At 67.8% G+C, this 23143-nt stretch carries 24 protein-coding genes; 23 read left to right on the top strand and 1 reads right to left on the bottom strand.

Annotation, left to right across the window (positions count from 1 at the left end; translation table 11 throughout):
- The first annotated feature begins 4 nt into the window (after window positions 1-4).
- From gmk to MWU77_RS20785, 5 genes are all read left to right on the top strand, one after another.
- Window positions 5-616, top strand: coding sequence for a guanylate kinase (gene gmk / locus MWU77_RS20805; RefSeq protein ID WP_169690597.1), 612 nt, complete (start codon window positions 5-7; stop codon window positions 614-616).
- A 91-nt stretch (window positions 617-707) separates the two neighbouring features.
- Window positions 708-1010: a DNA-directed RNA polymerase subunit omega gene (gene rpoZ / locus MWU77_RS20800; protein ID WP_169690596.1), complete on the top strand. Its 303-nt coding sequence runs from the start codon at window positions 708-710 to the stop codon at window positions 1008-1010.
- Window positions 1007-2278 carry a bifunctional phosphopantothenoylcysteine decarboxylase/phosphopantothenate--cysteine ligase CoaBC gene (gene coaBC / locus MWU77_RS20795; protein WP_169690595.1) on the top strand — a complete coding sequence of 424 codons (1272 nt, stop codon included), beginning with the start codon at window positions 1007-1009 and terminating at the stop codon, window positions 2276-2278. The genes rpoZ and coaBC overlap by 4 nt, the downstream gene beginning before the upstream one ends.
- A 160-nt stretch (window positions 2279-2438) precedes the next feature.
- Window positions 2439-3653 (top strand): methionine adenosyltransferase, encoded by a 1215-nt coding sequence (gene metK, locus MWU77_RS20790; protein ID WP_169690594.1) that lies wholly within the window; start codon window positions 2439-2441, stop codon window positions 3651-3653.
- Window positions 3654-3671: 18 nt separating this feature from the next.
- On the top strand, window positions 3672-5690 hold the full coding sequence (locus tag MWU77_RS20785; RefSeq protein ID WP_247274663.1) for a primosomal protein N': 2019 nt from the start codon (window positions 3672-3674) through the stop codon (window positions 5688-5690).
- Between the two features lie 5 nt (window positions 5691-5695).
- On the opposite strand, the gene MWU77_RS20780 is transcribed toward MWU77_RS20785, so the two are convergent.
- Complete coding sequence (locus tag MWU77_RS20780) at window positions 5696-6115, bottom strand: NUDIX domain-containing protein (protein ID WP_169690593.1); 420 nt, start codon at window positions 6113-6115, stop codon at window positions 5696-5698.
- Window positions 6116-6241: 126 nt separating this feature from the next.
- On the opposite strand from MWU77_RS20780, the gene MWU77_RS20775 reads away from it, so the two are divergent.
- From MWU77_RS20775 to MWU77_RS20690, 18 genes are all read left to right on the top strand, one after another.
- Window positions 6242-7222 (top strand): triacylglycerol lipase, encoded by a 981-nt coding sequence (locus MWU77_RS20775; RefSeq protein ID WP_247274662.1) that lies wholly within the window; start codon window positions 6242-6244, stop codon window positions 7220-7222.
- 152 nt (window positions 7223-7374) lie between these two features.
- Window positions 7375-8298, top strand: a complete 924-nt coding sequence (gene fmt, locus MWU77_RS20770; protein WP_247274661.1) for a methionyl-tRNA formyltransferase — start codon at window positions 7375-7377, stop codon at window positions 8296-8298.
- A complete protein-coding gene (locus MWU77_RS20765; RefSeq protein WP_169690590.1) occupies window positions 8295-9731 on the top strand; it encodes a transcription antitermination factor NusB in 1437 nt (478 codons plus the stop codon). Before fmt ends, MWU77_RS20765 begins: the two co-directional genes overlap by 4 nt.
- 139 nt (window positions 9732-9870) lie before the next feature.
- Entirely contained in the window at window positions 9871-10308 is a 438-nt protein-coding gene (locus MWU77_RS20760) for a hypothetical protein (RefSeq protein WP_247274660.1), read from the top strand.
- Entirely contained in the window at window positions 10298-11863 is a 1566-nt protein-coding gene (locus MWU77_RS20755; RefSeq protein WP_247274659.1) for a HAMP domain-containing sensor histidine kinase, read from the top strand. The genes MWU77_RS20760 and MWU77_RS20755 overlap by 11 nt, the downstream gene beginning before the upstream one ends.
- Before the next feature lie 4 nt (window positions 11864-11867).
- Window positions 11868-12527: a response regulator transcription factor gene (locus tag MWU77_RS20750; protein WP_169690587.1), complete on the top strand. Its 660-nt coding sequence runs from the start codon at window positions 11868-11870 to the stop codon at window positions 12525-12527.
- Window positions 12524-14029 (top strand): SLC13 family permease, encoded by a 1506-nt coding sequence (locus MWU77_RS20745; protein ID WP_374229939.1) that lies wholly within the window; start codon window positions 12524-12526, stop codon window positions 14027-14029. Before MWU77_RS20750 ends, MWU77_RS20745 begins: the two co-directional genes overlap by 4 nt.
- 55 nt (window positions 14030-14084) lie before the next feature.
- Complete coding sequence (locus MWU77_RS20740; RefSeq protein WP_247274657.1) at window positions 14085-15332, top strand: glycerate kinase; 1248 nt, start codon at window positions 14085-14087, stop codon at window positions 15330-15332.
- A gap of 94 nt (window positions 15333-15426) precedes the next feature.
- Window positions 15427-15972 carry a dihydrofolate reductase family protein gene (locus tag MWU77_RS20735; RefSeq protein ID WP_169690585.1) on the top strand — a complete coding sequence of 182 codons (546 nt, stop codon included), beginning with the start codon at window positions 15427-15429 and terminating at the stop codon, window positions 15970-15972.
- Between the two features lie 69 nt (window positions 15973-16041).
- Window positions 16042-16971, top strand: a complete 930-nt coding sequence (locus MWU77_RS20730; protein WP_247274656.1) for a 1-phosphofructokinase family hexose kinase — start codon at window positions 16042-16044, stop codon at window positions 16969-16971.
- Between the two features lie 230 nt (window positions 16972-17201).
- Window positions 17202-17714: a MarR family transcriptional regulator gene (locus MWU77_RS20725; RefSeq protein WP_206040476.1), complete on the top strand. Its 513-nt coding sequence runs from the start codon at window positions 17202-17204 to the stop codon at window positions 17712-17714.
- Complete coding sequence (locus MWU77_RS20720; protein WP_206040475.1) at window positions 17704-18201, top strand: SgcJ/EcaC family oxidoreductase; 498 nt, start codon at window positions 17704-17706, stop codon at window positions 18199-18201. The genes MWU77_RS20725 and MWU77_RS20720 overlap by 11 nt, the downstream gene beginning before the upstream one ends.
- A gap of 316 nt (window positions 18202-18517) precedes the next feature.
- Entirely contained in the window at window positions 18518-19201 is a 684-nt protein-coding gene (gene rpe, locus MWU77_RS20715) for a ribulose-phosphate 3-epimerase (protein WP_169690583.1), read from the top strand.
- On the top strand, window positions 19198-20214 hold the full coding sequence (gene ribD, locus MWU77_RS20710) for a bifunctional diaminohydroxyphosphoribosylaminopyrimidine deaminase/5-amino-6-(5-phosphoribosylamino)uracil reductase RibD (RefSeq protein WP_247274655.1): 1017 nt from the start codon (window positions 19198-19200) through the stop codon (window positions 20212-20214). The genes rpe and ribD overlap by 4 nt, the downstream gene beginning before the upstream one ends.
- A 37-nt stretch (window positions 20215-20251) precedes the next feature.
- Complete coding sequence (locus tag MWU77_RS20705; protein ID WP_169690581.1) at window positions 20252-20857, top strand: riboflavin synthase; 606 nt, start codon at window positions 20252-20254, stop codon at window positions 20855-20857.
- A 74-nt stretch (window positions 20858-20931) separates the two neighbouring features.
- Window positions 20932-22182: a bifunctional 3,4-dihydroxy-2-butanone-4-phosphate synthase/GTP cyclohydrolase II gene (locus MWU77_RS20700; RefSeq protein ID WP_169690580.1), complete on the top strand. Its 1251-nt coding sequence runs from the start codon at window positions 20932-20934 to the stop codon at window positions 22180-22182.
- A complete protein-coding gene (gene ribH, locus MWU77_RS20695; RefSeq protein WP_247274654.1) occupies window positions 22182-22664 on the top strand; it encodes a 6,7-dimethyl-8-ribityllumazine synthase in 483 nt (160 codons plus the stop codon). Before MWU77_RS20700 ends, ribH begins: the two co-directional genes overlap by 1 nt.
- Window positions 22661-23134 carry a PH domain-containing protein gene (locus MWU77_RS20690; protein ID WP_247274653.1) on the top strand — a complete coding sequence of 158 codons (474 nt, stop codon included), beginning with the start codon at window positions 22661-22663 and terminating at the stop codon, window positions 23132-23134. Before ribH ends, MWU77_RS20690 begins: the two co-directional genes overlap by 4 nt.
- Window positions 23135-23143 lie beyond the last annotated feature (9 nt).

The raw sequence follows: 23143 nt of genomic DNA, 5'->3' as shown, positions 1-23143 counted from the left end.
CACCGTGGTAGCTGACGCACAACCTGTGTCGGACAGCGCACCCGAGACGCGAAGGGGTCGGCTGGTCGTTCTGGCCGGCCCCTCCGCCGTCGGGAAGTCGACTGTCGTGCGCGTTCTGCGCACCCTTGTACCGGATCTGCTGTTCAGCGTGTCGGCGACGACCCGCGATCCGCGACCCGGCGAAGTCGAGGGACACGACTACTACTTCGTCACCAGGGATGCCTTCGATCGCATGATCGACAACGGCGAGTTGCTCGAATGGGCGGACATCCATGGTGGCCTGCAACGATCGGGAACGCCTGCCGCGCCGGTGGAGGAAGCGCTGAACGCCGGCCGGCCCGTACTCGTCGAGGTCGATCTCGCCGGTGCACGCGCTGTGCGCGCTGCGATGCCCGAGGCCACACTCGCATTCCTTGCACCACCCAGTTGGGAGGTGCTCGTCGAGCGGCTGACCGGTCGAGGCACCGAATCCGAGGACGTGGTGGCTCGCAGACTCGAGACCGCGCGCACCGAACTCGCGGCGAAAGACGAGTTCGACACGGTGATCGTCAACGATGATGTCGACCGCGCTTGCGCGGAGTTGGTATCCTTGTTGGTCGGATCCCGCGCTACCTAGCCGACGTTCGCGACCGACCCCCTCGGCCGACTGCGGTTCGGGGCGCATCCGCCACAGTTTTCATTCCCGCCAATACTCAGGAGAACACCGAGTGAGCAGCATTCAGGCAGCCGCGACCGACCTGGCGGGCGACGCCCTCCCGGTCTACGACACCCCGCTGGGTATCACCAACCCGCCGATCGACGAGCTGCTCGAGCGTGCGTCCTCGAAGTACGCGCTGGTGATCTACGCGGCCAAGCGTGCCCGCCAGATCAACGACTACTACAACCAGCTCGGCGACGGCATCCTCGAGTACGTCGGCCCCCTCGTCGAGCCGGGCCTGCAGGAGAAGCCGCTGTCGATCGCGATGCGCGAGATCCACTCGGATCTGCTCGAGCACACCGAAGGCGAGTGAACGCTCCGGCTGTCGACGGCGTCCCGGACTCCGGGCGCCGTCGCGTCGTCGTCGGGGTTGCCGGTGGGATCGCCGCCTACAAATCCTGTGCGCTGATCCGCGCCCTCACCGAGGCCGGGCACCAGGTTCGTGTCGTGCCGACCGAATCCGCTCTGGAGTTCGTCGGGCGTGCCACCTTCGAAGCGCTCTCCGGGAACCCCGTGCATACGGGCGTGTTCACCGATGTGCCGCAGGTGCCGCACGTGCGGCTCGGTCAGGAAGCCGATCTGGTCGTGGTGGCCCCCGCGACCGCGGACCTGATGGCGCGTGCCGCTACCGGACGCGCCGACGATCTGCTGACCGCGACGCTGCTTACTGCGCGTTGCCCGGTGATGTTCGTGCCCGCGATGCACACCGAGATGTGGGAACACCCCGCCACGGTCGAGAACGTCGCCGCCTTGCGCCGACACGGCAGCATCGTCGTCGAGCCCGCGTCGGGACGACTGACCGGCAAGGACACCGGAGCCGGGCGCCTGCCCGAACCGGATGAGATCTTCGCGCTGGCCTCATTGCTCCTCGAACGCGCGGACGCCCTGCCCCGCGACCTCGCAGGTCGCCGCCTGGTGATTTCGGCCGGCGGTACCCGTGAACCGCTCGATCCGGTGCGTTTCCTCGGAAACCGTAGCTCCGGTAAGCAGGGCTACGCGCTCGCGCGCCTCGCCGCGCAGCGCGGCGCCGAGGTCACCCTCGTCGCGGGGGCGGTCGCCGGACTCGACGATCCGGCTGCGGTGAACGTGGTGAGGGTCCAGACCGCACAGCAGATGGGCGATGCCGTTGGCAAGCACGCCGTCGGCGCCGACGCCGTGATCATGTCGGCGGCCGTCGCGGATTTCCGTCCCGCAACCTTCGCCAGCAGCAAGATCAAGAAAGGTGCGGGGGAGCCGGACTCGATCGCCCTGACCAAGAACGACGACATCCTCGCAGGTCTGGTGCAGTCCCGCAGCGACGGCAGCCTGTCGGCCGAGACGGTCATCGTCGGGTTCGCTGCTGAGACCGGGGACGAACAGGGCGATGTGCTCACCTACGCCCGCGCGAAGCTCGCCCGCAAGGGGTGCGACCTGCTCGTGGTCAACGCGGTCGGCGACGGTAAGGCCTTCGAAGTCGATCACAACGACGGGTGGCTGCTCGCGGCGGACGGCTCGGAGACCGCACTCGCGCACGGCTCGAAGGCCCTCATGGCCAGTCGCGTGCTCGACGCCTTGCGTCCGCTGCTTCCCCCGCCGAGTTGATCGCAACCCATCCGGCAATGTGCTCGAGTGATTTTCAGCACTCGCGCCGACGCTCCGGGAGCAGTAGCGTCGGCACGTGGTCGGATGTGTCCCGATCATCGGCATTCGTGTTCCACCAGGTACGGTTCAGCGCTACATCCAACAGGCGAGAGGGAGTTCTGTGAGCAAGACCGGCGGTCGTCTTTTCACCAGTGAGTCCGTGACAGAAGGACATCCGGACAAGATCTGTGACGCGATCAGCGACTCCGTCCTCGACGCGCTGCTCACCGCGGATCCCCGCTCGCGCGTGGCGGTGGAAACCCTCGTGACCACCGGACAGGTTCATGTCGTCGGTGAGGTCACCACCTCCGCCTACGCAGACATCCCCAAGATCGTGCGTGACCGTGTCCTCGAGATCGGATACGACTCGTCGTCCAAGGGATTCGACGGAAACTCGTGTGGCGTCAACATCGCAATCGGCGCGCAGTCGCCGGAGATCGCGGGTGGCGTCGACGTCTCCCACGAAGCACGCACGGGCACGTTGACCGACGACGAGGTGGCCCTGCAGGGAGCCGGCGATCAAGGCCTGATGTTCGGCTACGCCTGCTCCGACACCCCCGAACTGATGCCCCTTCCGATCTCCCTTTCGCATCGGCTCGCCCGACGGCTCACCGAGGTCCGGAAGACCGGTGTACTCCCGTACCTGCGGCCGGACGGCAAGACCCAGGTCACCATCGAGTACGACGGCGACATCCCCGTTCGTCTCGACACCATCGTCATCTCCACGCAACACGCCGCGGACATCGATCTGAACAACCTGCTCGCCCCCGACCTGCGCACCCATGTCGTCGATGCCGTGCTGGCCGACCCCAACCTCGCGCAGCTCGACACCTCCGACATCCGGCTGCTGGTCAACCCGTCCGGGTCGTTCGTGCTCGGCGGCCCGATGGGCGACGCAGGGCTTACCGGCCGCAAGATCATCGTCGACACCTACGGCGGCATGGCACGCCACGGCGGCGGTGCGTTCTCCGGCAAGGACCCGTCGAAAGTGGACCGTTCGGCCGCCTATGCCATGCGCTGGGTCGCGAAGAACGCCGTCGCCGCCGGCCTGGCCGACCGCATCGAGGTGCAGGTCGCGTACGCTATCGGTAAGGCCGCACCCGTCGGGCTGTTCGTGGAGACCTTCGGCACCGAGAAGACCGATCCCGCACAGATCCAGCAGGCCATCGGGGAGGTGTTCGATCTGCGCCCCGGCGCGATCATCCGCGACCTCGACCTGCTGCGGCCGATCTACGCGCAGACCGCCGCGTACGGCCACTTCGGTCGCACCGACATCTCCCTGCCCTGGGAGAGCACCGACCGCGCCGAGAAGCTCCGCGCGGCCGCCGGTCTGTAACCCGGGGATCGGGTAGCGGTGGCCGAGCCACGACGCGCTGCCGAAGTCGACCCGGTCGCGCGGGTGCTTCCGCTGCTTCCGCTGCCGCACCTCGACCGCGAATTCGACTACCTGATCCCGCACGAGTTCGACGCGGACGCCCGACCGGGCGTCCGCGTCCGCGTGCGGTTCGCAGGGCGGCTCGTCGACGGATTCCTGCTGTCCCGCGTCGCGACGAGTGATCATCCGGGCAAACTGGGCTGGCTCGATCGCGTGGTGTCCGGGGAAGTGGTCCTCACCGAGGAGATCGTCGGACTCGCCGACGAGGTCGCCACGCGCTACGCCGGGACCCGCGCAGACGTCTTGCGACTCGCGGTCCCGCCGAGACACGCCCGAGTCGAAGCCGAACCCACCCGCGTCACCGCGGTGCCCCCGGTGCCCGAGATCGATCACGCGGCGTGGGCCCGCTACCGACATGGGGCCAACTTTCTCGAAGCGCTCGGCGCCGGTCGTGCCGTTCGTGCCGCGTGGCAGGTACTTCCCGGCGACGACTGGCCGCGACGACTCGCCGAGCTCGCGGCAGTCGTCGCGTCCGATGACCGCGCGGCAGTGCTCGTCGTCCCCGATCAGCGTGACCTCGACCGGGTCCTGTCCGCGTGCATCGAAGTTGCCGGGACCGAACACGTCGTGGGTCTCGCGGCCGGTCTCGGTCCCGCGCAGCGTTATCGACGCTGGCTGGACGCATTGCGCGGCTCGGCCCGCATCGTGGTGGGGACTCGCGCCGCCGTGTTCGCCCCCACACCGCGGCTCGGACTGCTCGTCATCTGGGACGACGGCGACGACCTACACTGCGAACCACGTTCGCCCTACCCGCACACCCGAGAGGTTGCGGCGCTGCGCGCCCACGCCACGGGTGCTTCGGTCGTCGTTGCGGGGCACGCGCGCACCGCCGAGACCCAGGCGCTCGTCGAGGCCGGATGGGCACATGATCTGATCCCGTCCCGTGAGCTGCTGCGCGCGTGCGCACCCAAGGTCACCGCGCTCGCCGACAGTGATCAGGCATTGGCTCGTGATCCTGCGGCCCGAGCAGCCCGCCTCCCCGCGATCGCGTTCGCGGCGGCCCGTTCCGCGCTCGCTGCGGGGCACGGTGTGCTGGTGCAGGTACCGCGTCGCGGCTATGTCCCGGCTCTGGCGTGCGGTAAGTGCCGGGCACCCGCTCGGTGCCGCCGCTGCAACGGGCCCCTGGCGTTGCCGTCGGCCGGTGGACCCGACGGGGCGGCGGTGCCGGCCTGCCGGTGGTGCGGTGTTGCCGACGCCACCCATCGGTGTCATGCGTGCGGTGCTCGGTCATTGCGCGCGGTGGTGGTCGGAGCAGGACGCACCGCCGAGGAGTTGGGTCGAGCGTTTCCCGGTGTGCCGGTCGTGACGTCGGGAGGCTCGGAGGTGAAGGCCACGGCACCCGAAGGTGCCGCTCTGGTGGTGTCGACCGTCGGTGCGGAACCTGTGGTGCCCGGAGGATACGGCGCCGCGCTGCTGCTCGACGGTTGGGCGCTGCTCGGCCGCGCCGACCTGAGGGCCGCAGAAGAGACGATGCGCCGGTGGCTCACTGCGTCGGCGCTGGTGCGGTCGTTCTCGGACGGCGGTCAGGTTGTCGTGGTCGCGGATTCCGGGATCCCGACCGTGCAGGCGCTGGTGCGCTGGGATCCGGTCGGGCATGCGCGCAACGAAGTCGCCGAGCGCGCAGAGGTCGGTTTCCCGCCCGCCGTGCACATGGCCGCGATCGACGGGGGAGCGACGGCGGTGGCCGAACTGATCGCGGCCACACATCTGCCCGACGGTGCCGAGGTGCTGGGACCGGTTCCGTTACCGCCCGGTCAGCGGCTGCCGTTCAGCGCCGACGATCCGGAACCCGACGAGGTGCACCGCATGCTCATCCGGGTTGCCCGCAACCGTGGACGGGAACTCGGTCTGGCGTTGCGGCAGGCGCAGGCGACCCGCACAGCACGCCGAGCGAATGGGCCGCTGCGTGTCCAGATGGACCCGCCGAAGATCGGCTGACGGGATCAGTGCCCGTGCAGATCGGCCCGCAGCGCGGGAAGCATCTGTGCGGTCAGTGGCGCGATGTCGTCCGGGATGTCGTCGAGGCCGAGGTCGAGCCAGCGCACCTCGTCGATCTCGGCGGCCGGCCCCCCGATCGGCACCGTCGGATGTGCGAACACGGTGGCCTCGACCTCGAAACCGGCTTCGTTGGCGGCCGCGGCCCGGAACACTCCGAGCGGTCGCAGGGCGTCGGGGTCGAGACGTACGCCGAGTTCCTCGTCGAGTTCACGGATCAACGTTTCGGCGGCCGTCTCACCCGGTTCGGGCTTTCCGCCGGGAAACATGAAGCGATCGGTTCCGCGCTTGCGGACGGTCAATACCGACGAGCCTTCCGCATTGCGCAACACGACTGCACTGACGGTGATCACTCCGGTCGTTGCCACCCCGACATGCTAGCCGCGCCCCGCGGGTGACCCATCTCTCTCTCCGTGGAATCTCATGTCGGCGAGACAGCTCCACTGTTTCAGGTCACAATTGTGTCGGGTCGGGTTCAGAGGAAGGAAGCCGCTGTGCGGACACATCGGACGGTGGGTGCGGCCGTGGTGGGTGCGCTGTGCAGCCTCGCTCTCGTCGCAGGTCCAGCGGGTGCCCAACCCGCCGGAAGCTCCACCGCTTTCGTGCCCTCGACCCCCGGTCCGGTAGTTCGCACTCACGCAGAGGCTGCCGAGTACGCCGAGACTCACCGGGGTGCAGCGCCCGCCGGCGCCAATGACTTCACCTGCCGACCGTCGAGCGAACATCCGAAGCCGGTGATCCTGGCACACGGCACCGATTCCAACAGCTACTCGGACTTCGCTGCTCTCGCTCCACTGCTCGCGGAGTCCGGTTGGTGCGTGTTCGTCCTGGACTACGGCCTCGCCGCGGGCGACGAGGAGTACGGCACCGGAGACATCCGTGTCAGCGCCGCTCAGCTCGGCGGATTCGTCGACACCGTACGCTCGGCCACCGGTGCCGACGAGGTCGACCTCGTCGGCTATTCGCAGGGCGCCACCGTCGCCCGCTACTACATCAACGAACTCGGCGGCGCCGAGTTCGTCGACCGCTGGGTAGGTGTCGCGTCGCCGAGCTACGGAGGAACCTTCTACGGTCTCGGTGCCGCTGCCGCGCTGGTACCCGGAGCGTTGGAGATCGCACAGGAGTCGTTCTCCGAAGCGCTCGTCCAGCAACTTGAGGGCTCGGAGCTGCTCGCCGAGGTCAACACCCCCACCGATACTGTGCCCGGAGTGCAGTACACGACGATCGGCACGAATGTCGACGAGGTGATCCAGCCCCCCGGCAACGTCGCACTGCGCAGCGGTGGCGCACTGAACTACGTGATCCAGGAGCTGTGCCCGCAGAACCTGACCGGGCATTTCAACATGGTCTACGACCCGTTCGCGCTGTCCCTGATTCGGCATGCTCTGGATCCGGACCGATACGGTCTCGGCGAGTGTGTTCCCGTGGCGTTGGGCACCGGCATCCCCGAGATGATCATCCAGAGCAACTTCTGAGTCGCCGACAGTCGGCTGCTCCGATCTGCCACCCGTCGACTCCCTAGACTGTGGGAATCATCGTCGTCGAGATTCGGGAGCAGTATTCGTGACACGTCCGACCGGACCCCGCCCCTCCGCACCACCTCGAGTCGAAGCGGTGGTCCGCTGACATGCGCGTCGTCTTCGCGGGCACACCCGAGCCCGCTGTCCCGTCGCTTCGCCGACTGATCGAATCCGACCGGCACGAGGTCGTGGCTGTGGTGACCCGCCCCGACACCACCGCAGGCCGCGGTCGCAAAGCCGTCCGGTCGGCCGTGGGCCGGCTCGCCGACGAGCACGGCATCGAGGTGCTCACCCCGCGCTCACCGCGCGACCCCGAGTTCGTGACCCGACTGACCGAGCTGGCACCCGACTGCTGCCCGGTCGTCGCGTATGGCGCGTTGATCCCGCAGGACGTCCTCGACATCCCCGCCCAGGGATGGGTCAACCTGCACTTCTCGCTGCTCCCGGCGTGGCGCGGCGCCGCACCGGTACAGGCCGCACTCGCCGCAGGCGACGAGATCACCGGCGCGAGCACATTCCGGCTCGAGGCCGGCCTCGACACCGGTCCCGTCTACGGCGTGGTCACCGAGACCATTCGCCCCACCGACACGGCCGGTGACCTTCTCGACCGCCTCGCCGACGCTGGAGCGATCCTCCTCGAATCGACCCTCGACGGTATCGCCGACGGCATACTCAGCCCCGTACCCCAATCCTCCGAGGGAGTCTCGCTGGCCCCGAAGATCACAGTCGACGCGGCCCGGGTCACGTGGACGCATCCCGCGCACGTCGTCGACCGCCACATTCGTGCCGTGAGCCCGGCACCCGGCGCGTGGACCATGATCGGTGACCTGCGTGTGAAGCTCGGACCCGTCACCGTAACGGACGAAACTCTCGAACCCGGCGAGATTCTCGCTCGGAAGGACGGCCTGTTCATCGGGACGGCAACCAGCGCTGTCCGGCTCGGCACCGTCCAGCCACCCGGCAAGAAGGCGATGGCCGCCGCCGACTGGGCGCGCGGCGCCCGCCTCGACACCGAAGTGAGTGCACAGTGACCGAATCTCGCAGGCCCGCACGGCGTCCCGGAAAAGGAACCGGCGATCGCAACCCGAAACCGCGTCAGGCCCGACGCCCATCGCAGTCCGCGGTCGATCCCGCGCGCACCGCCGCGCGCGACGTGCTGCGCGCGGTCCGGGACCGTGACGCCTACGCCAACCTCGTCCTTCCCGCGCTGTTGCGTGAACGTAAGCTCGATTCCCGCGACGCAGCGCTCGCGACGGAACTCACGTACGGTGCGTGTCGCGCCCAGGGGATGCTCGACGCGGTCATCGAGTCCGCCGCGCAGCGTCCCGTGGACGAGATCGACGGTGCGCTGCTCGACGTGCTGCGCCTGGGGGCCTACCAACTGCTGCGGACTCGCGTCGCGCATCACGCTGCTGTCGCAACCAGTGTGGATCTGGTCCGCGCCGAATTCGGCCAGGGCCGAGCAGGATTCGTCAACGCGGTGCTGCGGCGTGTGGGGGAGCAGACCGAGGGCCAATGGGTCGAGCGGCTCGCTCCGGACGCGGACCGGGATCCGGTGGGACACCTCGCGTTCCGCCACGCACACCCGGTGTGGATAGCGCAGGCGTTCGCGCATGCACTCGGCCCGGACGCCGGGGAGCTCGCCGAGGTGCTCGCTGCAGACGATGCCCGCCCGATCGTGCACCTCGTGGCACGCCCCGGCATCATCACCGCCGAAGAACTCGCGCTCATCACCGGTGGGGAACAAGGCAAGTGGTCGCCGTACGCGGTGCATCTCGACCACGGCGACCCCGGCCGGCTCGAACCCGTCCGCGAAGGCATGGCCGCCGTGCAGGACGAAGGTAGCCAACTCGTCGCCCGGGCATTGACCCTGGCTCCGCTCACCGGCGACGACGGTGGACGCTGGCTCGACCTGTGCGCCGGACCGGGTGGCAAGGCCGCGTTGCTCGGTGCGCTCGCCGACCTCGACGGGTTCACCGTCGATGCCGTCGAACCGGTCGAACACCGCGCCGACCTGGTTCGCAAGACCGCTCGTGGTCTGCCGGTCACCGTGCATGTGGCGGACGGACGCGAACCGGGTCTCGAACCCGGCTACGACCGTATCCTCGTCGACGCGCCCTGCACCGGGCTCGGGGCGTTGCGCCGCAGGCCCGAGGCGCGGTGGCGCCGCCGACCTGGCGATGTCGCCGACCTGGTGCGCCTGCAGAAGCAACTTCTCGCATCTGCGATCGGATTGTTGCGTCCGGGCGGTGTCGTGCTGTATTCGACGTGCTCGCCGCACGTGTCCGAGACGGTGGCGGTCGTCGCCGACGCGGTGCGCCGCTACGGGGTCGAAGAACTCGACACCCGCGAACTCGTCCCGGGGGTGCCGCAACTCGGTGCAGGGCCGGGCGTGCAGCTGTGGCCGCATCGGCACGGCACCGACGCGATGTTCATGGCGGCACTGCGTAAGCCGGTGGAGTAGCCGGCTCCCGACCGTGCTGTCCGGTGACCGTTGGGCCTGGTGGCACGGGTCGGGCGCAACCACGACGAGTGTCGAAAGATGAAGACTCTCTCATCTTCGCTTCACGAACTGTTCACGCCGAGGCCAGAACATTGTGGTCATGGCAATCGTGAAGCGGATCTCTGCGCTGGTAGCCCTGTTGGTGATTCCGGCGGGCCTCGCATGGGCGGGCCAGTTACTCGGCGGCCATGCCGGGTCCCCGGACGTGGGCAACGCTTCGATCACGGTGTCGGTCGATCCCCGCGACCCCGGCAGGACCGACGACGCTCCCCGCGTGCGCGGACCGCAGTCGCAGTCACCCGGTGACGGCGCAGAGGAAACCGACGCGCCGGGCCCGGAGGCGGTGCGTCCCGGTCCGATTCCTACGGTGGAACCTGTCGCGCCGACGGCAGAGAACACGGCGCCTCCCACACCTCAGATCTCCGATGTGCAACGTCAGCCGCTACCCGCTCCCGCACAGGAATGGGACGACGACTGGGACGATGACGATTGGGACGACGACACCGAGGATGATGACTGGGACGACGATGGCGAGTGATGAGGTGGTTGCATCGCGAGGGTCGGCCCTGCCTGCCCGCTGGCGCATCCTCACCTGGATTCTCCTCACCACCGCCGTCGCGCTGGTGTCGGTCGTTGTCACGGCCCGCGCGTTGCTGCTCAACGATGTCGACCACGACGCGAACGCCGACATCACCCAGGAGATCGACGAGTTCCGCGCCTTCGCGTCCGTCGGTGTCGACCCGACCACCGCCGCGCCGTTCACCAGCGTGGACCGGATGCTCGAGGTGTACCTGAACCGGCAACACACCTCGGAAGGTGAGGTGATCGTCGGGGTCGTCGGTGGTGACCTGCTGTTCGATCGGCGTATCGCCCTCGACAGGCCGGACCTGCCGCCGGGCCTGACCGAGGACGGAAATCTCTTCGACCAGATGCTTGCCACACCTACCAGTTCGGGCGTCATCGACGCCCCGGGCGGCCGGGTACGGTGGGCCCGTTCCGACGTCACCTCGGGTAGCGACGACGGCGCGCTCATCGTCGCGGTGTTCACCGCCGAACAACGAGCGCAGGTCGGCGAGACCATCCGCACCATCGCGCTCGTCGCGGTCGGAGGACTCGGACTCACCGCAGTCATCGGCTGGCTTGTCGCTGCCCAGATCCTCGCCCCGATCCGGCAGGTGCGCGAGGTCGCCGCGTCGATCGGAGAGAAAGACCTCACGAGTCGGGTGCCCGTCCACGGGCGCGACGATATTGCTGCGCTCGCCGAAACCTTCAACTCGATGCTCGATCGCTTGGAACAGGCTCACGCAACCCAGCAACGGTTCGTCGACGACGCCGGACACGAATTGCGCACGCCGATCACCGTGATCCGCGGGCACCTCGAAGTGATGGAACTCGACCGAACCACCGATGCCACCACCCGCGCCGCGACTCTTCGCCTCGTCGAGGACGAGCTCGATCGCATGGCCCGCATCGTCAGCGACCTGCTTGTGCTTGCCAAGGCCGAACGCCCCGATTTCGTGACGTGCCGCGACGTGGACGTCACCGACCTGACACTCGACATCGAAGCCAAGGCACAGATGCTCGGAACCCGCGACTGGCAGCTCATGGAAGTGGCAGAGGGGGTCGCCGACATCGACAGCCAGCGTGTCACCCAGGCCGCGTTGCAGCTCGCCACCAACGCGGTCTCCCACACTCACGCCGGCGACGTCATCCAGCTCGGATCTGCCTTCGTCGTCGATGACGGGCATCGTCTGTTCCGGGTGTGGGTGAAGGACACCGGTCCCGGTGTGGCACCGGAGGACGCGAGTCGCATCTTCGAGCGGTTCCGGCATGGTAACCCCGGCCCTGCCGACGTCGACGGGCCGGCACCCGAACGTGGCGGTGCGGGACTCGGATTGGCGATCGTGCGGGCCATCACCGACGCCCACCACGGTTCGGTGTGGGTGGACAGCATCCCGGGAGAGGGCGCCACTTTCGGTATCGACCTCCCTGTGGACGGTCCCGGTGCGCGCGTCCACGCCACCGACCACCGTGAACACACCGAGCCGGGCCCCCGCGAGCCCGTATCAGCTCCGACCTTGGAGAGGCCGTAATCCATTGAGCCGCATCTTGATCGCCGAGGACGACCCACGGATCGTCGCCTTCCTGGATAAGGGGCTGCGCGCCGCCGGCTACACCATCACCCATGCGGGCGACGGGGAGACGGCGCTGCTGCTGGCCCGCAGTGACGCGTTCGACCTGGTCATCCTCGATATCGGGCTGCCCAAGATGGACGGTTTCACCGTGCTCGACCGGCTCAGGGGCGAAGGGGTCCGGACTCCGGTCATAGTGCTCACCGCACGCGACAGCGTCACCGACACCGTCGCAGGGCTCGAAGGCGGAGCCAACGATTACGTCAGCAAACCGTTCCAGTTCGCCGAACTCCTCGCACGGATCCGGCTGCGGATCGGTGACGTCGGCGCGACCGATCCGACGTCGGTACTGGGCGACGGCGATCTTGCACTGGACCTCCGTACCCGCCGCGTCGAGGTCGGTGGCGCCACAGTCGACCTCACCAGCCGCGAATTCTCCCTACTCGAGGTGTTCCTGCGGCATCGCGGCCAGGTGCTCTCCCGTGAACAGATCCTCGGGCACGTGTGGGGCTACGACTTCGACCCGGCCTCCAACGTCGTCGATGTGTACGTGCGCGCGTTACGCAACAAGATCGGCGGCGACCGGGTGGAGACGATCCGCGGAGCGGGGTATCGGCTGCGATGACGTACTTCGCGACCACACCACCGCGCGCGCCGACAACCTCGCCGCGCTCACCTCGGCGGGAGCGGCACCTGCCGACCCCGGGTCGTTTGTCAGCCCTTGTCGTCCTGTTCGTCGCATGCGCAGGCATCGTGTATCTCGCCCGCACCGATGTCGCTCTGAGCGCGGACGCCGCACTCACCCTGATCGTGTTCGTGATTGCGGTATGGCTGTGGATCTTCACCCGTGTCGACGACACCTATATTGCGCTCGGTGCTGCCGCGACCCTCACCGTCGTGGGAGTCACCGACGCCGATGCGCTGTTCGCCGCGCTCGGCGACGACATCGTGTGGCTGCTCATGTCGGCGTTCGTCATCGCCGCAGGCGTTGCCTCCTCCGGGCTGGCCACCCGCGGCGCCGCGTTCCTCGTCACCGGCGCGCGAACCCCACGGGCTCTGATCCACCTGGTGACCGCGGCGCTGGTGGTGTCCGCGTTCGCCGTACCGTCGACTTCGGGGCGTGCGGCGCTCGTGTTGCCGGTCTTCATCGCGATTGCCACCGTCCTGGCGGACCGCCCCCGGCTGGTGCGTGCCCTGGCGCTGCTGTTCCCGACGGTGATACTGCTGTCGGCCGTGGCTTCGCTGCTCGGCGCCGGTGCACACCTGATCACGAGCCGGATCGTCACCACCGCGACCGGCAGCGGATTCGAATTCGCGACGTGGATGCTGCTGGGGCTGCCCCTGGCGATCGTCTCGTCGCATGCTGCGGCGGAATTGGTGCTCTGGATGTTCACCGACGCGGAGGACCGTCATCGGGGCCTGTCGATCACCGCCGAGGACATCGGTGCGCAGTCCTCGACTCCGGTGACCGGTCCGTTGACCGTCGCCGAGTCCCGGGCAGCGCTGCTGCTCGCCGTTGTGATTGTGCTGTGGTGCACCGAGCCGCTGCATGGCATCCATCCTGCTGTGGTGGCGCTGCTCGGCGCGCTCGTGGCAACCTCACCGCGCTACGGATCCGTGAAGCTCGGCGCCGCGCTGAAGACCGTGCCGTGGACACTGCTGCTGTTCATGGCCGCGACCCTGTCGATCGGTACCGCGCTCACCACCAGCGGCGCCGCGGACTGGCTCGCAACCACCGCGTTCGGTCCGCTCACCTCACGCGGTGCGGCAGCGGGACCGCTGTTCGTCGTGGTCGTCGTCGTGATCTCGACCGCCGCGCACCTGGTGATCCAGTCGCGTTCGGCACGGTCGGCGGTGCTCATTCCCGTGGTCGTGGCACTCGCACCCACGGTAGGCGTCGATCCGCTTGCGGCAGCATTCATTTCGACCGCCGCAGCCGGTTTCTGTCTGACATTGCCCAGTTCCGCGAAACCGGTGACGCTGTTCTCGTCGGTGCCGGAGGTCCCCACCTACACGAGCAGGGACCTGCTGCGGTTGTCCGCGGTTCTCGGCCCACTCAGCGCCGTGCTTGTGCTCCTGTTCGCCTGGTTCGTGTGGCCGCTGCTCGGCATGCCGCTGTTCCCGTGATTCCACCCGTGGTCACCCTCTGAATTGTTCTCCCCTCACCGATAGGAGTGGCGTAATGGCATTGAAGGTTCCGCACCGAATTCTTGTCGCACCCAGCGGATTCAAGGAGAGTCTCGACGCACCTTCTGTTGCGTCGGCGATCGCGATCGGGGTCCGGAGGGCGCTGCCCGGCGTCGCCGTCGACACCGTTCCGATCCCGGACGGAGGGGAGGGCACCGCCGCGATCCTCGCGGCGGCCACCGGAGGCACTCTCGTTCCGGCCACGGTCACCGGCCCTGTCGGCGAGCCCGTGGTCGCGCAGTGGGCGCGACTCGGGGGTGCCTCCGCGGGCACCGCAGTGGTCGAGATGGCTTCGGCTGCCGGCCTGCGACTCGTGCCCGGCAGCCGCCGCGACCCCGGTGCGACCACCACCCGGGGTGTCGGCGAACTCATCGCCGCTGTGCTCGACGACGGGATCCGCCGCATCGTCGTCGGATGCGGTGACTCCGGAACCAGCGACGGCGGCGCCGGCGCCCTGCGCGCACTCGGCGTTCGGATCCTCGACCGGGACGGACATGATCTTCCCGACGGCGGTCGCCACCTCGTGCGAGCCGATCGACTCGACCTCGACGCCCTGCACCCGGCCCTCGCCGATGCCGAGATCGTCCTTGCCTGCAACACCCACAATGTACTGTGCGGGCCGCAGGGGGTCGCCCGCGTGTTCGGTCCCCAGAAGGGCGCGACTCCCACGCAGGTCGACGAACTCTCCGCCGCGCTGAGCAGGTGGGCGGAGGTGCTCGAACAACACTGCACTACTCCTGGATTCGATATCCGGACCGGTCCCGGAACCGGGGCGTCCGGCGGGCTCGGCGCGGGACTCGCAGCGCTCGCCGGGGCACGTATCGCATCCCGTTTCGACGTGCTGCTCGACAGCGGACTGTCCGGCATCGACCTCGACGGTCTCGTCGCCCGCGCCGACCTGATCATCACCGCGGAGGGAAGCATCGACTTCCAGACGCCGCACGGCAAGGTGCCCGCCGAGATCGCGCGGCGCGCTCAGCAGGTCGGGGTTCCGGTGCTCGCGCTCGCCGGGTCGCTCGGCCGCGGCGCCCCGGACGTGCACGACGTCGGGATCGGCGCGATTGCGTCGATCATCCCCGTCCCGATGAAACTCGAAGAGGCCGTCGCCAACGGACACGAGCTGCTGGTCGACGCCGCTGCCCGGTCCATGCGGTTGCTCATGCTCGGCTCCGCTGTCGCATGCCGGAACAGGGGACGAGGCAAGAAGAACAAGCGCCGGGTGGCCGCGGTGACCGCAGCCTGACGCGCACAGAGCAGGATGCCGGATTCGACGGATTCCCGATCCGCAGCCCTGCAGCAGCGATGATTCTGCAGTCCCGAAAAGGTCGATATTCGACATGAGGACACTCGCGATCACCCAGAACATCACCCTCGACGGCGCCATCGAGATGCTCGGCGACTGGTTCGATCCGATGGGTCAGGACCCGGAACTGCTGGACGCAACCCGTTCACAGTCCGAAGACTCCGACGCGATCCTGCTGGGTCGGCGAACCTTCGAGGACTTCCGCAGCTTCTGGCCAGAGCAGACCGACGACCACACCGGGATAACCGACGAACTCAACCGCATCGAGAAATACGTCGTCTCGTCGACGCTGGCCGATCCCCGATGGCAGCACTCGACCGTGCTCACCGGCGACTGGATTGCCCGGGTTGCGGCCCTGAAAGAACAGGAAGGCCAAGACATCGTCGTCACCGGCAGCATCATGCTGACCCACGGCCTGATCGAGTCCGGTCTGGTCGACGAGTACCGACTGTTCGTTTATCCCATTGTCCAAGGTCGGGGGAGACGTTTGTTCCCCGACGGGTACGAGGCAACCGGCCTCCAGTTGATCGAGGCCCGAGGCTTCCGGAACGGCGTCTCCCTGCTGCGCTACACCGCCTGATCGATAGGAGCGCGCGGTCTCCCGCGACGTGAGTCGACGTGTGCGCATCTCTGCCCATAAGGTTCGCATATGCCCGACATCGTCACGCTCACCATGAATCCGGCCCTCGATGTCACCACATTCACAGACCACGTGGTGCACACCCGCAAACTCCGGTGCGACGAGCCGTTCTACGACGCCGGCGGGGGCGGGGTGAATGTCGCGAAGGTCGCCCGCGTACTCGGTGCGTCGGCCGCAGCGGTGTATCCGGCCGGGGGTACGCGCGGCGAGCAGATGAGCGGTCTGCTCGACGACGACGACGTCGAAGAACACATCGTGCCCATCGTCGACGACACCAGGGAATGCTTCACGGCGATCGACCGCACGAGTGGGCTCGAATACCGGTTCGTCACGCCCGGCCCAGAACTGACCGCTGCGGAACAGGAACAGTGCCTCGCCACGCTGACCAAGGTGGCGAAAGACGCGAAATACGTCGTTGCCAGCGGGAGCCTCCCGCCCGGCGTGCGGGGCACCTTCGTGCGGAGGGTCGCCGAGGCCGCCCGCGACGCCGGTGCGCGGTTCGTCCTCGACTCGTCGGGCGACGCCCTCACGAGCATCGAGTCGGGGATCTTTCTCGTCAAACCGTCGTTGGACGAACTGTGCGAATGGGTCGGTCATGACCTCCCTACCTCGGACGACCGGATCGCCGCGGCCCGCGAACTCGTCGACCGTGGTGTCGCGGAGATCGTCGTGGTGTCGCTCGGCGCCGACGGAGCCATCATGGTCACCGCCGCCGAGGTCGTGCAGGTGCCTGCCCTCGACGTCGAGGTGCGCAGCGCGGTCGGTGCCGGTGACAGCATGGTCGCCGGGCTTGTCGTGGGATTGTTGCAGGATCGGCCGCTGCGTGACGCATTGGCGCTGGGAATTGCCTGCGGCTCCGCCGCCTTGCTGACGGCGGGCAGCCACGTCTGCCGCCGCGAAGACATCGATCGTTTCGACGCGCTCGCCCGCGGTCTGTGATTTCGACGGCGCCGCTTCGGGTCGAACGCGACGGCTCCACTGGTTCGCCGTGTCCATGAGTGCTCGAAGTTTCGCCCATGTCTGTGGGTTTCCGCACCTCGACGACCTGAGGAAACCCGTGTGACGAGAGGAAAGTCCCGGAAGCCGACGGCGTTCGCGAGCGCTCCGCCCTTGTCGTAATCCCGCTTAGAAAGTAGCTTAGATTCTAAGCGAAAACGAAGGGGAGTGACGTGAACAGGTCGATGTGGGAGGGCCGCGACGATCTGGCGGACGTGGTCACGAGTGATCTCTCCCGTCGATTGAGCACGGCCACGGTCCTGTTTCATCACGCCGTCGCCGAACGGCTCGGGCTCGGTCCCACCGACCACAAGTGCCTCGATCTGCTGTACGAGAGGGGTGCGATGACCGGCAGTGAGTTGGCGGCGATCACAGGGTTGACCACCGGCGCGGTCACCGGGGTCGTCGCGAGGCTGGAGAAGGCGGGGCACCTGACACGTGAGCCCGACCCTCGTGACGGGCGCAAGCAGATCCTGCGTCCGGTGTTCGATGCCTCGCCCGAGATCGCCGAGGTGTTCGGCAGCATCCGAGACGACGCGGCCGGTCTGGTCGCGGGATTCGACGATCACGAACTCGCCACCATTGCCGAATTCCTCTCCCGCAGCATCGAATTCTCGTACCGGAGGGTCGCGATCATGCGGACCGAAGCGATATCGAGAGCAAAGGAGAAAGATCATGACCGATGATGCACAGCTCAGGGATCTGTTCGATCGGATGTGCCGAGCGTGGACCGACGGCGACGCGAAGGCCTACGGCGCGTGCTTCAGCGAGGATTGCGACTATGTCTCGTTCGACGGCACCCGAATCATCGGGCGCGGCGCGGTTATCGAATCCCACGACGCGCTGTTCCGAGGTGTGCTGTTCGGTAGCGCCCTGGTCGGCGAGATCGACTCGATACGTCACCTCGGTGACGATGTCGCGCTGTTGTACGGCACCGGTTCGGTCGTCGTTGCATGGCGGTCGCAACCACCGAAACGGCGATTGACCCGCAACACCATCGTTGCGGTTCGAACCGCGGAGGGTTGGCTGTTCACGGCGATCCATAATGGCCGGATTCGTCCGGTGCGGATTCCGGTGTCGGATTCCTTCGCCGCGCGAGCGGCCCGCTCCTTGGTGCAGGCAACTCGTGCGGTGGGATTGGGGCGCGCGCAGCCCACCGGCGTGCCGGCCTGATCGGCGTTGCGTGCGTCGTGTCGTCGACCGATGCGATCCTCGGTGCGGAGCGCGCTTCCTCTGCGACCGCACCGCGGTCGCGATCACCGGAGCACCCCCCTGCGGCGCTGAGGCGACCGCGACCGAGATAGTGCGGTGGACAAGGCCGGATGGCACCTCGCCGAGTTCGGCGGATTACCCGCGGTAGCGGGCACAGTGCCCTGACCTTCCTTCAGGAAACCATCCTGTCGGCACGCTGACCAGGGCAGAAAGTCCCCGATTCGGTGTGTAGCCCGCACCGACACGGACGTCATCGCGCGCACTAGACTCGACCGATGTGGCCCACCCGATGATTGCCCCCTCCATCCTGTCCGCGGATTTCGCACGCCTCGCCGACGAGGCCCAGGCCGTCGCCGGCGCCGATTGGTTGCATGTCGATGTCATGGACGCGCATTTCGTACCGAACCTGACTCTCGGACTGCCGATCGTGCAGTCCTTGCTGAAGGCAACCGACATCCCTCTCGACTGTCATCTGATGATCGAGGATCCGGGTAGGTGGGCGCCGCCGTACGCCGAGGCCGGCGCGCACAACGTCACGTTTCACGCCGAGGCCACGGACGATCCCATCGCTGTCGCGCGGGATATCCGCGCCGCAGGTGGTAAGGCCGGACTGTCTGTGAAGCCCGGCACCCCCATCGAGCCGTATCTCGAGATCCTGAAAGAGTTCGACACGCTTCTCGTGATGAGTGTCGAACCGGGATTCGGTGGGCAGTCCTTCATCCCCGACGTGCTCGGCAAAGCCCGCGCGGTCCGGAAACTGGTGGATTCCGGTGAACTGCGCCTTCTCGTGGAGATCGACGGGGGGATCAACGCCGATACCATCGAGGCCGCTGCCGAGGCCGGTGTCGATTGTTTCGTCGCAGGTTCTGCGGTCTACGGCGCGGAGGATCCCGCAGACGCGGTGCGCAAACTGCGCGCGCAGGCCGGGAAGGCCTCCGCGCACCTGACCCTCGCGCCGTGATCGCGCCGGAACTCACCGAAGCGCTGCAGTTCGCGCTCGACGCCGCGGAAGCAGTGCGTGGGACGACGAGCCCCAATCCGCCGGTGGGCGCGACCATCGTCGACGCGAACGGTCGAATCGTCGGAGTGGGGGCCACTGCACCGCCCGGCGGTCCCCACGCCGAAGTGCGCGCCCTGGCGGCCGCCGGAGACAGGGCGCGTGGCGGAACCGCCGTCGTCACCCTCGAACCCTGCAACCACACCGGTCGTACCGGACCCTGCGCACAAGCTTTGATCGATGCCGGCATTGCGACAGTGCACTACGCGATCGCAGATCCGAACCCGGTTGCCGGGGGCGGCGCAGACACCCTGCGTGGCGCAGGCGTGGCGGTCCACGAAGGTCTCGGCGCGGACAGTGTGGCCAACAGCTCACTTCGCGCGTGGCTGCATCGGCAACGCACCGGCCGGCCGCACGTGACCTGGAAGTACGCGGCGGGGCTCGACGGGCGCAGCGCGGCCGCCGACGGCACCAGCCAGTGGATCTCCGGAGCGGACGCCCGCACACGCGTGCACGACGAACGCAGCAGACTGGACGCGATCGTCGTGGGCACCGGCACCGTTCTCGCCGACGACCCATGGTTGACCGCGCGTCTGCCCGACGGTGATCTCGCGCCCCATCAGCCCTTGCGTGTGGTCGTCGGGTTCAGCGACCTGCCCACCGATGCGCGAGTGCTCGACGACAGCGCGCCCACCCTGGTGCTGCGCACCCACGACGTCGACGAGGTCCTTGCTGCGCTCGCCGATCACCCCGACGTGCTCCTCGAAGGTGGCCCGCGTCTCGCGGGGGCATTCCTCGCGGCCCGCCGGGTCGATCGAATCCAGGCCTACATCGCGCCGGTCGTGCTCGGAGACGGCACCGCCGCTGTGCAGGACGCGGGCGTCACCACGATCACCGAGGCGCTACGGTTTCGTCGGGAGCGCGTCGAGACCGTCGGCGCCGATGTCCTCATGACCCTGGTCCCGGACCGGGACTGACGAACCCGGTCCCGGACCGGGAGTGAAGGAGCCGACCGTGTTCACCGGCATCGTGGAAGAACTGGGTGAAATCGTGGCGCGCGAAGACCTCGCGGATGCTGCTCGATTCACTGTGCGGGGGCCGGTGGTGACAGCCGACGCCAAACACGGCGACTCGATCGCGGTCAACGGTGTGTGCCTGACCGTCGTCGACGTGGTCGACACCGACTCCTTCACCACGGATGTGATGCAGGAGACATTGAACCGTTCGAGCCTCGAAGGTCTCACTGCGGGCAGCCGCGTCAACCTCGAACGCGCGGCGGCGGTGAACAGTCGTCTCGGCGGGCACATCGTTCAGGGCCACGTCGACGGTACCGGAGCCGTGCTCTTGCTCACGCCGTCCGAGAACTGGACGGTGGTCCGGATTTCGTTGCCTGCGAGCATCGCCCGGTATGTCGTCGAGAAGGGTTCGATCACGGTAGACGGTGTGTCGCTGACGGTGTCGGCGCTCGGCGGCGAACCCGGCGACGAATGGTTCGAGATCTCACTGATCCCGACGACGTTGTCGCTGACCACGCTCGGTGGCGCCGAGGCGGGTACCACCGTCAACCTCGAGGTCGACGTGATCGCGAAGTACGTGGAGCGACTGCAGAACGCTCGGTGAGAGGTCGTACTGTGGAACAGGACAGTGGACGCGAAGCACGAGTCGTCCGACTAGAAGATTTGGAGTCAGGGCAAGTGACGAGGTTCGACACCATCGAGCGCGCGGTCGCCGACATCGCCGCCGGTAAGGCGGTCGTCGTGGTCGACGACGAAGACCGTGAAAACGAGGGCGACCTCATCTTCGCTGCGGAGAAGGCCACTCCCGAACTCGTGGCGTTCATGGTGCGCTATACCTCCGGTTATCTGTGTGTGCCGCTCGACGGTGACGACTGCGACCGGCTCGGTCTGCCCCCCATGTACTCCACGAACCAGGACAAGCACGGTACCGCGTACACGGTCACCGTCGACGCGAAGGAAGGTATCGGCACCGGCATCTCGGCGTCCGACCGTGCCACCACGATGCGGCTGCTCGCCGACCCCGACTCGACCGTGCTGGACTTCACGCGTCCGGGCCACGTCGTGCCGCTGCGCGCGAAGGAGGGGGGCGTCCTGCGACGCCCCGGCCACACCGAGGCGGCCGTCGACCTCGCCCGAATGGCAGATCTGCGCCCGGCAGGCGTGATCTGCGAGATCGTGTCGCAGAAGGACGAGGGCCACATGGCCCGCACCGACGAGCTTCGGGTGTTCGCCGACGAACACGACCTCGCCCTGATCTCCATCGCGGATCTCATCGCGTGGCGCCGCAAGCACGAGAAGCACGTGGTGCGGGTCGCCGAGGCCCGTATCCCCACCCGGCACGGTGACTTCACCGCGGTCGGGTACCAGAGCATCTACGACGAGGTCGAACATGTCGCACTCGTCCGCGGTGACCTCGCCGGACCCGACGGTGACGGCGCAGACGTGCTGGTACGCGTGCACTCCGAATGCCTGACCGGTGACGTGTTCGGATCGCTGCGCTGCGATTGCGGTCCTCAACTCGACGCGGCACTCGAGATGGTGGCCGCGGAGGGGCGCGGTGTCGTGCTCTACATGCGTGGGCACGAGGGCCGTGGCATCGGGCTGATGCACAAACTGCAGGCCTATCAGCTGCAGGATGCGGGGTCCGACACCGTCGACGCGAACCTGGAACTCGGGTTGCCCGCCGACGCACGCGACTACGGCATCGGCGCGCAGATCCTCGTAGATCTCGGTATCGCATCGATGCGGTTGCTGACCAACAACCCGGCCAAGCGGGTCGGGCTGGACGGATACGGACTGCAGATCACCGAGCGTGTCCCGATGCCGCTGCGTGCCAACTCGGAGAATCTCACCTACCTGCGTACCAAGCGCGACCGGATGGGTCACGACCTGATCGGACTCGACGACTACGAAGCCGGTGACGCCTGATGAGCGGTGAAGGGCTGCCCGACCTGCAACTCGCGGATGCCGCCGGTCTGCGTGTGGCGATCGTCGCGGGCCGCTGGCACACTACGATCTCCGATGCGCTCATCGCCGGGGCTCACCGAGTCGCCGTGGACGCCGGGATCACCGAGATCACCGTCGAACGTGTCGCAGGTGCGATCGAACTGCCCGTGGTCGCGCAGCAACTTGCCCGCACCCACGATGCCGTGGTCGCGTTGGGTGTCGTGATCCGCGGCGGCACCCCGCACTTCGAGTACGTGTGCGACGCCGTGACCTACGGATTGACCCGCGTCGCCCTCGACGAGGGCACACCGGTCGGCAATGGTGTGCTCACCACCGACACCGAGCAGCAGGCACTCGACCGTGCCGGGCTGCCGGATTCGATCGAGGACAAAGGCGGCCAGGCATGTGCAGCCGCACTCGACACCGCCGTGACTCTGCGACGGCTCCGAGGAGCAGCGCGGTGACAGCAGCGACCGACACCGAGTGGGAACTCGACGTTCGCGCACGCAAGATGACCCGGGCGGCGCAGATCATCGCCGGGTTCCTGGTGGTCGCACACATCGGTGCGGCCGTGGTCCTGCGGTCGGGCGGCGACACCGGTGTGCACCTGCGGGTCGCCGACCAGATCGCGATGGTCCTGATCGGACTTGTGGTCGCGGCCGGGGTACTGCTGTTCACCCGCCCCCGGCTGCGTGTAGGCGCGAGCGGTATCTCGATTCGGAACATGTTCCAGGAGAAGCATTTCGGCTGGAGTCAGGTGCGTGGAATCTCGTTTCCGCACGACGCGCCCTGGGCTCATCTCGAACTTCCCGACGACGAGTATCTGGCCGTGGTCGCGGTGCAGGCCCGCGACGGTGCACACGCTGTCGACGCCTTGGAGCGCTTTCGTGCGATAGAAGCACGGTACGGCCGGGGTGTCGGCGCCGACGGCTAGCCTGGACGT

This window comes from Rhodococcus sp. F64268, from assembly GCF_023015605.1.
Lineage (GTDB): Bacteria > Actinomycetota > Actinomycetes > Mycobacteriales > Mycobacteriaceae > Rhodococcus.
The sequence above is the reverse complement of the archived record's forward strand: the minus strand, read 5'-3'. Positions and strand labels throughout refer to the sequence as shown.